We start from the raw sequence: 12,975 nt of genomic DNA, 5'->3' as shown, positions 1-12,975 counted from the left end.
ACTGAGGGTAAACTCCCCGTTCTCCCTCTCGGGGTTAACGCACCATTTCGCTCACGGGCATGCCAAGGCGGGTTAATTTATTAAGTACGGCGACCCGTACATAACCCTCTCCGACCTGCGCGTTGTAACTATGGTAACGCAACCGCTCGCCGGTCAGGCTTTTGAACCGCCACATCGCGGTTTCCGCTAATGAACGCTGGTGGTAACCGGTATCATGCTTCCATTGCGCTAACTGGCCTTGCTTCAAGGCTTTAACTGCGTCGTTTCGCGGGTGGTCTCCACGCCAGTATCTAGCGTTGCTGCGCGGCGGTATACATGGTATTGCGTTTTTACGGGCTATTTCCCGGTAACATTCTTTGGTGTCGTAGGCTCCGTCACCGGTTACCTTGCCTACTTTTCGGCGGCCCATTTTCTTTAGCATCGTCGGGAGAACTTCGTTGTCTCCGACATTAACCAGAGAGAGTTCTTCACACACGACTTGTTGGCTTTCGACGTCTACGCCTAGGTGGAGTTTACGCCAAGTACGACGCTTTTCCTGGCCATGCTTGCGCACTTTCCATTCGCCTTCACCGAATACTTTTAGTCCGGTCGCATCAAACACCACGTGTGCTACAGGACCTGACGGGCGTGGTATTTTCACCTTTACCGTGCGAGCCCGCTTGCTGACACTGATGTAATCAGGGCTTTTTAGCGGCACATCCATCAACTTAAACAAGGAGTTTAAGAAACCTTCGGTACTGCGCAAGCTGAGTTTATACACAGCCTGAAGCATCATGAACGTGACGATAGCTTGGTCGCTGTATGTCAGGTCTCTGCCACGTTTGCCGTTTGGTGTATCATGCCACCACTGAGCGATAGCTTTCTCGTCCAGCCAGAACGTCACTGAGCCTCGTTGTTTAAGGGCTTTGTTATATTCAGACCAGTTTTTAACTCGGTATTTTGCTTTGCTCATTGCGGTGTCCAGTATCAGCGTGGTTTGGCGATCTGATCAACGCTAATCGAGAAAGTTCCCTATTTGTTCAACAAGGCCACCTGAATCAGTTAGTAATGTTTAAACACAAACGTATTCTTATCAAAGAATTTTGTCTCAGCCTTGCGTGATTAGATTTTGCACCTTAATATAATCGTTATAAAAATAACGTTTATCTTGTGAGCTAATGACTAAACCAACTTCAACTAAAATAAGTGTTTCGGATTTGGAATTCGTAATCGAGTATCTGATTTTGCTTTCGCAATCGAAACGAGCTTTTCAGCTTGATATTCCTCTCTATAAAAGTAAAAACCGCATCAAGCTTTATGAAACTGCGATAAGATTAGAAACATCTATATTGGAGAAACGGGATCAGGACTTTATTGATGCTGTAGATAAGATATGTGTTGATGTTGAGGGCATAGTCACAGGCACTATTCCTGCTGATGAGATCCAGAGACTCAAGACTACGATTAGACAAAAGCGTTATAAAAATAACGTTTTTAACAGGGTTTTTAATGAGTATAACAGCATTATATCATTCTTAGCTAAGAGGAATTTGAGCTCTGATTGCTTACCACCAGCTGTACTTTAACGCGATCACCAGTTTCAGCAATCATCCAGCTAAATGGACGTCAGATTTAGGCGATTAGTTGTCGGTCGCTCTAGTTATTTTTGGCAGAAAATAACTATATTGCTCAGTTTGTCTCAATCAACTCAACTATATTCAAACAATAAAGGATAACTTCAATGAGTCAAGTATCAGTACCAGAAAATGATGCTGCTGTGCTGAGTACAGTTCGCATTTTAGCGGGTAAAAAGAATGAGAAGCCAAGCTCAGTTGGAACAGGTTTTTTCTATCGCGCAGATAACGGTGATATTGCTTGTTCAAAAGTTGTCATAATGACCAACAAGCATGTTGTTGAAGGATATGATTATATCAATTTTACGATTACAAGCAGTAATAACTTAAATGATATGGACAAAGGGATGCAACCCGGCGACAGGAGTGATTTAACTCACCATGTTGATTTAATCTGCAACTTGGCACCTGAAGTTAATAACTATTTTCCGCACCCTGATGCTGGAATCGATTTATGCGCTATTGAAATATCGAATATATTTATGTCGCGATTACATGGTAGCTCCAAGGTTAGGGCTCATGTTCTAGACAGCAGTTACTTAATGACAGAACCAGAAGCGGCTACAGTGGCTCATGTTGAACAAATAATGGTTTGCGGATATCCAACGGGATTATGGGACAGTATCAACAATATGCCAATTAGTCGCGTTGGTCATACAGCAACTAATATGCTTACGAATTTTAATGGTAAAAGGGAGTTCTTAGTGGATATGCCCATTTTTGGCGGTTCCAGTGGCTCTCCAGTCTTCCGCTATGAGATGCCTGCGTATAAAACGTCCACTACCAATTTAAGTTTTGGGGTTCGTATAAAGTTAGCAGGTATCATCTGGGGCACTTTGAACAAAACCCAACATGGTGAAATAAAAGTGATTGAAATTCCTACTTTTGAAAAGCCAATGGCTGAATACCAAACAAACCTGTCTTTAGGCATCGCGCACCCCGCATCTACTATCAAAGAGCTAGCTGCGGTAATAGGAAATCGGATTAACGAGATATCATCTAATATAAAAACCTAATCATATAGGACGAAGCCTATACCAATGGTTGAATTTGGTAATTCCCCGAGTTAATAGTTAAAGACCTCTCACTCTTTGGGGCATTAATTCGTTGGATCTAATGGTCTGCTATTAGCAAAGTAACATTATGAATGTAGTTATTCTTTATTTACGACTTTGACAATGTAAGAACTGCTATCAGAATAGGATTTTGATTTAAGAGTTAAGTTCGCTGCGATGAGTAGTTCGATAGATTTGTAATGACTGGTAAGTTGGAGTTGCTATTAGGTGGTCAATTAAATGCCATCAATCAGCAGCTTTAAGGGGTAACAGTTTAAGCTGCATTTTGAAGGTGGCATTCGTTAGATAAATATGAAGATGACATTATAAAATGTTCACCAGCCTCCTCGTTGTTTTCTTCGTTGAACTTACGAATTAGCTCTTCAAATACATAACCCATGCCGAGGTTAGTCAGGGCAGGCATTTTATTCCCGTCTGGATCTTCAGCTACCTCGGGGGTTAAGTTAATGTAAGGAGAAACAAACTTTTCGACGACATCGAGCAGCACTTGCTTTGACGCCATGTGGCGAATTTGCGCGTGCAGGTTAAAGCATTCGATGATTTCTTTTACGTTGTCGCTAAAACCAAGCAGATATTCTTCAAAGTTAGCGAGGAGAATTTGCTGGTTGTTCGTGGCAGTATTGAACAGCGATTTGAGCGTCCACTTAGACGTGTTGTAAAAAACGTAACTACTGGCCGCTTTTAACGGTGCATCGTCGAGTTCTGTGGCGCCCATCTCCTCTTTTTGAAATTTAACCTCTTCTAACACAGCATCTTTGCTTGGCTCGAGCAGGGTGTCTAAACGGCGCAGCACCACCATAGGGAGAATGACATCGCGATATTTGCCGCGAACATAGACATCTCGTAAGCAGTCGTCGGCAATACCCCAAATAAATGAAATAAGTTTGTTGTGTACACTCTGATCCATATTCATCTCTCCTTTAATTAGTTGTCGAGCAGAGCGCAAAGTTGGCGCTTGGCTTCTGCGTAGATATTTTCTAGTTGTTTTAATTTCGCTGACTCAGCTTCGAAATTTATCTCTTCAATATGTGTTTGCGGCGTAATGTAGCGATTCACAGCAAGGCTCATATCCTGTTCACGGATTTCTGGCGCATACTTCTCGGTAACACGCGGGTCGTCTGTTTCCGCAGTTGTGATTAGCCGCACGATGTCGGCTATGTGCTCCGCGCTTAAATGGTAATCAATACCTGCGTCATCTTGTGTCGCTTCGGCGTCAATAAAGCGGACAGGGGTACCTTTCTTCTTGGCCTTATTCAAAATAATAAACACAGGAGCAATTGCGGTGTGGTTGAAGAATTTACTTGGCAGTTGAACAACAGCGTCAATCAGCTCATTTTCGATAAAGTACTCACGTACCTGGGCATCATAGCCGCCACGGAATAACCAACCTTTGGGTAAGAAAATATATCCCTTGCCGGTGTCGTTAAGTGCCCACAAAGCTAATTGCAGCCATAAGCTATCACCAGCTGTCATAGGGATGGTCGATTGTGATTCTTGTGAAAGTAGGTAAGGAGCTGACTTAATTTTGTTGATTTGCTCACGACCAAACCGAAGTCCAAGCGGGGGCGTCATAACCACATAATCGGCACTCAATTCTTTAAACACGGGCTGAATAAGGCTATTGCCTGCGTGGACAGAGATGCTCTTGTTCTCGATACTAGTAAGCAATCGGCAAATGGTCGCTGTATCAGGGTTGAGCTCTTGTAGCTCAGCACTCGCTTTTGGCAGTGAAGCTAAAAGGTTACCGATACCACCAGCGGGATCGAGCACGTGATCGGATGGCTTAAGCTGGACCAAGCTACGAATCAAATTTACTTCATTGGCGTTCGAGACATGCTCGGTTATCGAACGAGAGTTCACAAAGGCATCACGAATAGCTTGGCTTGCGAGATTCACATCCTCGAGGTGACCGGTAAAAGTGATTAAAGCTGACACTGCTTCGTTGCGAGCGTATTCGAGCGCTTGAATAGCTGAGTGATCAGCTGCTTCGGAATGAGTGCTCAGTAGTTCCTTCAGGGCAGTTTTCTGGTTCGCTAGCCCCATGCGCTGAAGCACATCTATGGCATTCGCGTCTTTAGATTTGATGTAAAGTAAGATGGTCGCTAACGCTAAGGTCTGGTCTTCTTTTAGCTCACCACGCGTCTGGTCGATTAACTTATTTAACTGCTGATTAATAGCCATCTTACACACCTCCCTGCATTAGCTCGCTTACCTTAGCCATAGCCACTTTACGCTCCTGCTCAACCATTGCAATACCAGCCATATAAGCTTGATTGCTTGCGAAGAATAAATCTTCAATCTGTTGTTGATGTTCCGCGCTAGGTAATTTTAACTGCATTTCTTTTAGCTTGTTGGCAGGTACATTCTTGATAGTGGTACCGGTTGCAAGTTGCTCCATTTGCGCTTGACCATGTGCGGAGTTCAAGTGAACAACCAACACAGTTGGCTTAACTTTGGATGCATCAGGGCGTAGCACCACTAGATTGGCTGACGGTATAAGTTTCAATTTGGTTAGGTCAGAGTCAATGATAGCCGCCCGAAACGAATTGCCGCGGGTTAACACCACAACGTCACCTGCTTTTAGCTCAAACTTTGCAGACGGCTTCGCATCGTTTAGTTCGATAGGTTGTAGATTTTCTTGAATCAGCTCACCAGCCTGACTTAGCGTTGAGCCTGCAATCATTTGATGCGTCGCATCAAATGGCTCTGCTTTTTGAATTAGGTTGCTTGGAATACCTGTAAAGATAGTTTCACATACTGAATTGATAGTTACCTCGCTCATTTGTTTTTCCTCCAAGTTACAAATCATTATTGATTTACGAATATTCTAGGCGCGCTTTCAGATTTGATCAAGGAATATTTCAAATTATTTTTATTTTACGATTTCATTTTTTGGGGTGGAGGTCTTTTTAATATAGTTGTTACCATCCGGTAAAGAGGCTCCTCTGATAAAATAAAACTGTACCGAAAGACTTAGCAAACGGTTCTGCTAGGATTGCTTTCTGATTTGGCCGCTCAGATTGCTTTTTCTTAGCTCAGACGTTGGTGAGTATTTATCGAGAAGCGCTTTAACGAGAAGTTCATCAGCGTATGAACAGAGTGGCCCCAATGTAACGACCAAGCTCTGAAGTTTTTGGGGGCATATATCAAGTTCTATGTACTCTATTGTCGGCGGGTTTGCGCGGTATATCGCGGTAATCGCTGCATTTGATATTTCGCTGATTCTTTTAGAGCTATAGCCGTCTTGAGGTGGGGGGAATGCAATTAATTTATAACGAAACTCTTCTTGAAAGGACCAGATCTTGCTTTTATGAATGGCTAAACTGTCAAACTCGCTAATAGTCAAGGAAGCCTTGCCATCTTCCTCAATTTTTAGTTCGACAGCGTTTTCGTAAATACCTGATACATCGTCGACGTATTCGACATGTTTCCCAAAATGATCTCTAGCTAAAAAGCTGGGAATTATGAAGCATTGTTCGGACATCATTTGCCTCAGAGTCATGGGCGATAAGATATCGTCGGATATCTGCATATCTAATCCGGGCATTTCGTTTGGGTCGAGCCTTCTCATAAGAAAAGGCTGATCTTCGAATGTAAGCCGAACTCCCTGCATATCAGGCGTATACATCTTCCAGAGCGGAATACTTTCCTCATTGCTAGTGGTCCAACAGCTAATGTAAATGAATTTAGAGAGATCATGCTTGCCATAATTTCGTGACTCTTGAATGTCATCCACGTTAGTTAGGCGATTGAATCGTATTTTTCTTGATTCGAGTATCAATGCGAGTGTTTGAATGGTGGTGTAATGATGCTTATTCATATGTCTCTGACTACACTTTTATCTATTCCTCGACGTTACAAAACTATTTAGGTTTGAGCAAATATTAGCCAGGCAAAACGTCATTACGGAAAAGGAGGGTAAAGGTCAAAAAATCACACCCCAAAAATCCGACCTGAAAATTCTGTCACGGATTTGTCACGGATTTGTCACGGGCATTTTCCAGGCGAATTTTAGTGAATTAGGGCAAAGGTCATCCGCGATTTGAGGGTGACCTCAACTCATAAGAAAAAAAGTAATGGAATTTGCAGGGGAAATGCTCTGAAAGCCTTTGATGGCGCACCCGAGAGGATTCGAACCTCTGGCCTCTGCCTCCGGAGGGCAGCGCTCTATCCAGCTGAGCTACGGGTGCTTATTTCAAATTTTGACTTCTACTCTCAACGCCGATTTGCCGTCGGACCTTTACCTCCGGAGGGGTGCACTCTATCCAGCTGAGCTACGGGCGCATTGTTTACAAGTAAGAGATTGCAAACAGGCGTGGATTCTATGGAATTTGGCGGCATATGTCTAGTGGCCGCCGTAGTATTTATTGGAATTGCGTGGGCGGAATGAATGTTAAGCCCTGGTTTTCAAGTAATTTCCCTATTTGCAGCAGGCTGGTTTCGCAGTGGTGTGGTGCTGAAATAGATATGCCAACGGGCAAACCGCTTTCACTTAACCCTGAAGGTACGGTAAGTACTGGGTGGCCGCTTAAATTGTATAATGCGACGAAGGGTAAGCAGTAGTCTAAGTAGGGCATGGTGCTGCCATCAAGGGCAATGGGGTTGTGCTTGGGGTTGTGTTCAAAAGCTGGGCCCATAGAAGTTGGGCTTAATACGGCGTCGAAGGGGGCAAAGGTTTCGTTTAGCTCGGCAATAATTGCTTGGCGCTCGGCTAAGGCTTGGTTGAAGGCCATAAAGTCGAGGGAAAGGCCGAGCTTGAGCTCTTTTTTGGCGGGTAAGCTCGACTGGTTCAGGGTGTTTCTAAACTGTAAGTAGAACAGCTTCCGAATAGGCCAGCTTAAGTTTTGTCCCATCATAAAGCCAAATAAACAGCCCCACACTTTGAATATGCGTTCAGCAAGGGCTTCGGGTATGGCGGTTTTCTCGACGCTAGCGCCTTGGGCTTCGAGTAGTTGAATGGTTTTTTGTAAGCCGGCGCAGGCTTCTTTTCCCGCATGAATGCCATATAGGCTGTCGAAATAGGCAAACTTATAGTCTTTCAAGTTGGTGCTTATATTTTGCGGGCGAGCAACGGGCAAATGCTGTAATTGTTGCCAGTCGGGTTGGTATAGCACCTTGTAGGCGAGTTCCAAGTCATGGGCGCTACGGGCTAATGGGCCGGTATTGTTGAGTACGCTTAGGCCAATGGTGTTGCCGCTTACTTCAGCAGGTAGTGGTGGTAAATGACCGTCGTTCGGGTGGCCGTTTTCTGTGGGCTTAAGGCCGAACAAGCCGCAAAAATTACTGGGGTTACGAATTGACCCACCAATGTCGCTACCAAGTTCAAGCGAGGTTAGGTCGGCGGCTAACGCAGCTGCGCCCCCGCCGGTGCTGCCACCTGGGGTGCGGGTTAAGTCGTAAGGGTTGTTGCAGGTGGGGTACAGTGGCCCAGCCGTTTGTATGTCGGCTAACAGCGTAGGCACGTTGGTTTTCCCAAGAATAATAGCGCCGGCGTCTAATAAGCGTTGCACTAAATATGATGTGTTGCTGGCTTTAAAGTTTTTCATGGGTGGGTAATTTAGGGTGGTGGCGGTACCAAGCCACAAAAAACTTTCTTTAATGCAAATAGGCACCCCGAAAAGCGGACCAAGGCTTTCAATTGAATGGCCGTTAGCTTTAGTGTCGGCATAAATACGGTCACATTCGGTGGCTTTTCGTAGTGCCGCGGCGCTGTCGATATACACATAGGCATGTAGCGTATTGTTGTGTTGTTCAATGCGCTGCAAATAATGCTGGGTAATAGCGGTGGATGTTAAGGTGCCACTTTTTATTTGTTGTGCTATTTCAGTTGCGCTTAAAAAGTTCATGATTCATCCCTTATCTTGTTGGCAGGCCTAATCTCACTGCAAAGCCTAAATTGAAGTAACAGCATAGCTAAAATTAATGATTTTAAACAACAGCGCTACTTTAGTATTAGGTTATTATCATTACCTAATATAGGTAAACCCTGTACTCTAGTTAAAGAACAAGTGAAACGAAAACAGTTGCTAAGCTAGGTGGTGTAACGTGTCGAATGCAGTACAAGCAGAATTAAAAACTGGCCGAGTGGTTAAAATTCGTGGTGGTGTGGTCGATGTTCGCTTCGAAGGCCTAGCACCCCGTGTGCAAGAATTACTTCGGGTGGGTGATATTGCGTTAGAAGTTGCCGCTCTGCTTAATAATGGCGTTGTGCGCTGCATAGCTTTAGCGCAAGTGCGCGGGTTGGGTTTAGGCGCTGAAGTTCAGGCAACAGGTGCGCCTATTCAAGTACCCGTGGGCGAGGCTGTGTTAGGGCGCATGCTAAATGTGTTTGGTGAGTCGCTCGACGGTAAACCAAACCCAGCCACAGAATTAAAACGTTCCATTCATCGTATGCCACCGCCACTTGAACAGCGGGTGGTGCAAGGCCAAGTATTAGAAACCGGTATTAAAGCCCTTGATTTGTTGTCGCCTATTGAGCGTGGAGGCAAAACAGGTTTGTTTGGTGGTGCAGGGGTGGGTAAAACCGTTCTTATTACCGAGCTTATAAATAATACCGTGCAGCACTATAAAGGTGTGAGCTTGTTTTGTGGTATTGGCGAACGTTCGCGGGAAGCAGAAGAGCTATACCGAGAAATGGGCGACGCAGGCGTACGCGATAAAACCGTGATGTTATTCGGGCAAATGAACGAGGCGCCAGGCGTACGTTTTTTGGTAGGTAAAACCGCGCTAACTATGGCGGAGTATTTCCGCGATGACTTAAAACAAGACGTGCTCTTACTGATGGACAACGTGTTCCGCTTTGTGCAAGCGGGCTCGGAAGTGTCGGGTTTGTTGGGGCGTATGCCTTCGCGGGTTGGTTATCAGCCTACGTTAGCCACCGAGCTGGCAGGCCTGCAGGAGCGTATTACGTCAACAAAAAATGGTGCTATTACTTCTATTCAGGCGGTTTATGTTCCTGCTGATGACTTTACTGACCCCGCTGCGGCCCATATTTTCTCGCATTTGTCGGCTTCGGTAGTGCTGTCGCGTAAACGTGCCAGTGAAGGCTTGTATCCTGCCATTGATCCCTTAGGTTCAAACTCGGTGATGCTTACACCGGCTATTGTTGGCCAACGCCATTACGATATTGCCCGCGCGGTACGCCGTACCTTGGCCGAATATGAAGAGCTGCGAGACATTATTGCCATGCTTGGGTTAGAAGAGCTGTCGGCTTCCGACCGAGCGGTGGTAGCCCGAGCGCGGCGTTTAGAGCGGTTCTTAACTCAGCCGTTTTATACCACCGAGGTATTTACCGGCAACGCAGGCAAGCGCGTAACCATTGAACAAACTTTGGCGGGTTGCGAAACCATTTTAGAACAAACCGAATTTCATGATTATGAAATGGACTATTACATGATTGGGCCGCTGACAGATAAAACTTCAGCGAGTAAGACGTAAGCATGAGTTTGGCGAAGGTAATGAAAGTAAATATTCGGTTGCCCACCCGCTTATTGTTTACGGGTGAAGCCACGCGTATTTATGCGGTGGCGGAAAACGGTGCCTTTGGTGTATTACCGAACCATACTGACTTTGTCACCAGCCTGGTGCCTTCGGTGTTAATTTTAACCACTGTAACAGGTGAAGAGCTTTACTTTGGAATCGACCAAGGGTTGTTTGTAAAGCAGGGCCACACGGCAGAAATTGCCGTGCGTCGTGGCTTGCAAGGCGATGATCTGGCAACCTTATCCGACAGTATTGAAGCAACCTTTACTGAGGTAGATGAAGAAGAGCGCGCTGCCCGTAGTGCGCTGTCGCGTTTAGAAGCGGGAATAGTGCGCCGCTTTGGTGACCTAAGGAAGCCCGTATAATGGAAAACAAACACGATTCGTCGGTCGAGCATATACGTCGCCGTGCGGTACGATTAGAAAAAATGCGTAAGCGTTCGAATTACAGTCCGCTGCAGGGGTTTGGTGCTTTTGGCGTTATTGGTTGGTCGGTGGCTTTGCCAACGGTTGGCGGCGCCTTGCTTGGCATGTGGTTAAATAAAGTGGCACCGCAAACTTTTTCTTGGACGATTACGCTTATTTTAGGCGGCCTGGTGCTTGGTATTATATTCGCAGCAAGCTGGGTTGCCGAACAAAGTAAAGCCGCCATTGAAGACGAACACAAGGAGCAAGAATGATAAGCATAGACCCCCACGCAATGTTGATTGGTTTTGTTGTTGGTTTACCTGCCAGCGCAATTTTTTTTGTGGGCCTAGCTATGGGTATGCGGCTGGCACTAGCGGCTGATACCCCAGCTGTTTGGCTTGTACTGAGCTTTTTTACTCGTGCAGCAGTGCTATTAGGTGTTGGCTTTATACTGACTAAATACCTGCATCCGCTGTGGTCTATTGTGGGTTATATGTTGGCGTTTTTACTCATGCGTATTGTTATGGTGCGGTATGTGAAGTCGGCCAAGAATATTAACCTTACTGGCCAAGGAGGAAGCTAAATGGAACTAACACCCGATGCCGTTACTTTGTTTTTCTTGATATATTACCACTATTACTGTGCAAGAGTTGCACGTTTAGCATATCTACCATCTCCTAACCCAGCGATATCAAAAATTTTAGTTATTATTCGTGCAAATGTTGCACGTTTACAATTTATGTTGTATAGTTGTTCGTATGAAGAACGTATATGCCATTAATTGCACGGACAATAGTAAACCTTCGGAAAAAACGAAGGGTGAGGTTGATCGTGACTTTAGTTACCTACCAGAAGAGAAACGGTCTTTTGCGCTGAATCTCATTAAGGACTGGAAGGCGCAATCACGTTTTCAAATCGGACTTAATGTAAAAACTATCGAAAACCACTTTAATAACCTTGAGCGTTTACTACGATACCACCGTGTTGCTCCATGGGAGCTAAACCCAAAACACGTTATTGATTTCTTTGATAGCAAAGTCGATCCTAAAACTGGCAACACTATCAGTCCTCAAAGTCATGCATGCTATTGCTCAGCCTGGAGAAGCTTCCAGACATTCTTGTTTCAGCTTGAGCGTATAAACGAAATCCAGAGGACTTTTAACGTGAGGCCTGTTCCTTTCGTTAATGACGAAAACAGCATTGCCGTTAAGCGTGCAAAGAGCAATAAAAGCCTAAAGGGATGGGCGCTTAATCCGGAGCAGATTGATACCATTGATAAAGAGTTTCTTCGTCAAATTACAGCTGCATATCAGAGCAAGAGTAAATCGCTATTACCTCTTCAACGCGATAGAGTGATGTTCCATATCTGTATTCATTTCTCTTTACGTGTTAGTGAACTAATTAAGTTGCAGTTGACAGATTTTCACGCACATCACGATATTAGAATGGCGCGTTTTGGTGATTTTGGTCTGCTGACCGTGACAGGCAAAAACAGTGTAACGGGTACAGTCCCAATGAGAGAGCCTGCGATCCATGAGTTACTAAAGTGGTATATTAACTCTGTTAGGCAAAAAATACTGTTAAGGCGCAAAGGTAAGGATGATGGTATTTGTACTTATGATGGCGAGAAATTTATAGTATCAAATCTGCTTTTTCCGAGTGAGCAAGGCGGAGTGGTTTCTTGCAACACGTTCAGAAAACGCTTAAACAACATAGTTTCTGAATGCCTTTCTTCTCCGAAGAAGGTGACGCCACATACGTTGAGGCATACTGGATGCACGTTGATGGTGCCATTGTATTCTCCTGAGATTGCTCAGAAATATATGCGTCATAAAAATTTATATACAACGCTGGGCTATTATCATCCCGTCCCTCTGGACGCTGCCAACGAGGTAAATAGGGCAATTAATTTCTTCGATGATGAAGATGAATAGGAATAAAAAATGAAGATTAAACTTAAAAATAGGTTGGACGTTTTGATGAAAGATCAAGGAGTCGCAACTTTTGAAGAAATGGCAGAACGACTGACAAATCATCAAGGTTGGTCAATTACTCGCTCTGCATTAAGCAGAAAATTTCGTGATGACAACGTTACTTTAACGCTAAAAATGATTGAGGCGATTTGTAATGAGCTACAATGTTTACCAGGTGATCTTTTCGAGACTCAAATAGAAAACGCTTCAGAATCCGATCTCTCAACAATCCAAAATCGTTTATTGCCTTTTAAGTATGGCAATATTACAAAACAGGCAGGCAATAATCAGAATACTGATGCATTAGGCTCATCGATGAGCACTGTGCAGCAGAAAAAAGCAAAAGAAATTGTGGATCTATCTGATGTGCTTGGCCCGTCAGTCTCGCACTTATCACATGATAAGATTAAAGGTTCGTAGTTTC

The 12,975-nt window shown here is 44.6% G+C and carries 13 protein-coding genes, 1 tRNA gene and 1 pseudogene; 8 read left to right on the top strand and 7 right to left on the bottom strand.

The genetic code is table 11. The features are described from left to right. Positions 1-34: 34 nt before the first annotated feature. The gene (locus M1L23_RS12715) at positions 35-952 is read right to left on the bottom strand and encodes an IS5 family transposase (RefSeq protein WP_252627817.1); all 918 of its coding nucleotides are present in this window, start codon (positions 950-952) and stop codon (positions 35-37) included. 205 nt (positions 953-1,157) lie between these two features. Between M1L23_RS12715 and M1L23_RS12710 the strand changes: the two genes are divergently transcribed. Both M1L23_RS12710 and M1L23_RS12705 read left to right on the top strand, forming a co-directional pair. Then, a complete protein-coding gene (locus M1L23_RS12710) occupies positions 1,158-1,565 on the top strand; it encodes a hypothetical protein (protein ID WP_252627816.1) in 408 nt (135 codons plus the stop codon). Positions 1,566-1,720: 155 nt separating this feature from the next. After that, positions 1,721-2,629 (top strand): S1 family peptidase, encoded by a 909-nt coding sequence (locus tag M1L23_RS12705; RefSeq protein WP_252627815.1) that lies wholly within the window; start codon positions 1,721-1,723, stop codon positions 2,627-2,629. Positions 2,630-2,996: 367 nt separating this feature from the next. On the opposite strand, the pseudogene M1L23_RS12700 reads toward M1L23_RS12705, so the two are convergent. The 6 genes and pseudogenes from M1L23_RS12700 to M1L23_RS12675 form a co-directional block, all read right to left on the bottom strand. Then, positions 2,997-3,596 (bottom strand): annotated as a pseudogene (locus M1L23_RS12700) (type I restriction-modification system subunit M N-terminal domain-containing protein); the annotation flags it as partial. Between the two features lie 17 nt (positions 3,597-3,613). Further along, positions 3,614-4,870 carry an N-6 DNA methylase gene (locus tag M1L23_RS12695; RefSeq protein ID WP_252627814.1) on the bottom strand — a complete coding sequence of 419 codons (1,257 nt, stop codon included), beginning with the start codon at positions 4,868-4,870 and terminating at the stop codon, positions 3,614-3,616. A 1-nt stretch (position 4,871) separates the two neighbouring features. Further along, a complete protein-coding gene (locus M1L23_RS12690; protein WP_252627813.1) occupies positions 4,872-5,471 on the bottom strand; it encodes a restriction endonuclease subunit S in 600 nt (199 codons plus the stop codon). A 207-nt stretch (positions 5,472-5,678) separates the two neighbouring features. After that, on the bottom strand, positions 5,679-6,509 hold the full coding sequence (locus M1L23_RS12685) for a hypothetical protein (protein ID WP_252627812.1): 831 nt from the start codon (positions 6,507-6,509) through the stop codon (positions 5,679-5,681). Positions 6,510-6,802: 293 nt separating this feature from the next. Then, a tRNA-Arg gene (locus M1L23_RS12680) sits at positions 6,803-6,879 on the bottom strand. A gap of 174 nt (positions 6,880-7,053) precedes the next feature. After that, the gene (locus M1L23_RS12675; RefSeq protein ID WP_252627811.1) at positions 7,054-8,535 is read right to left on the bottom strand and encodes an amidase; all 1,482 of its coding nucleotides are present in this window, start codon (positions 8,533-8,535) and stop codon (positions 7,054-7,056) included. Between the two features lie 199 nt (positions 8,536-8,734). On the opposite strand from M1L23_RS12675, the gene atpD reads away from it, so the two are divergent. The 6 genes from atpD to M1L23_RS12645 all read left to right on the top strand — a co-directional run bounded on the left by atpD (position 8,735) and on the right by M1L23_RS12645 (position 12,971). Continuing rightward, on the top strand, positions 8,735-10,126 hold the full coding sequence (gene atpD / locus M1L23_RS12670; RefSeq protein ID WP_252627810.1) for a F0F1 ATP synthase subunit beta: 1,392 nt from the start codon (positions 8,735-8,737) through the stop codon (positions 10,124-10,126). 2 nt (positions 10,127-10,128) lie between these two features. Beyond that, the gene (locus M1L23_RS12665) at positions 10,129-10,536 is read left to right on the top strand and encodes a hypothetical protein (RefSeq protein WP_252627809.1); all 408 of its coding nucleotides are present in this window, start codon (positions 10,129-10,131) and stop codon (positions 10,534-10,536) included. Continuing rightward, positions 10,536-10,850 (top strand): AtpZ/AtpI family protein, encoded by a 315-nt coding sequence (locus tag M1L23_RS12660; RefSeq protein ID WP_252627808.1) that lies wholly within the window; start codon positions 10,536-10,538, stop codon positions 10,848-10,850. Before M1L23_RS12665 ends, M1L23_RS12660 begins: the two co-directional genes overlap by 1 nt. Further along, positions 10,847-11,161, top strand: a complete 315-nt coding sequence (locus tag M1L23_RS12655) for an ATP synthase subunit I (RefSeq protein WP_252627807.1) — start codon at positions 10,847-10,849, stop codon at positions 11,159-11,161. The genes M1L23_RS12660 and M1L23_RS12655 overlap by 4 nt, the downstream gene beginning before the upstream one ends. A gap of 175 nt (positions 11,162-11,336) precedes the next feature. Continuing rightward, positions 11,337-12,512, top strand: a complete 1,176-nt coding sequence (locus M1L23_RS12650) for a tyrosine-type recombinase/integrase (RefSeq protein WP_252627806.1) — start codon at positions 11,337-11,339, stop codon at positions 12,510-12,512. Positions 12,513-12,521: 9 nt separating this feature from the next. Further along, positions 12,522-12,971 (top strand): helix-turn-helix domain-containing protein, encoded by a 450-nt coding sequence (locus M1L23_RS12645; RefSeq protein WP_252627805.1) that lies wholly within the window; start codon positions 12,522-12,524, stop codon positions 12,969-12,971. The last annotated feature ends 4 nt before the right edge of the window (positions 12,972-12,975 follow it).

This window comes from Aliidiomarina quisquiliarum (assembly GCF_023922585.1).
GTDB classification, from domain to species: Bacteria; Pseudomonadota; Gammaproteobacteria; order Enterobacterales; family Alteromonadaceae; genus Aliidiomarina; species Aliidiomarina quisquiliarum.
Note: the sequence above shows the minus strand (reverse complement) of the source record. Positions and strands in the feature narration are given on the sequence as shown.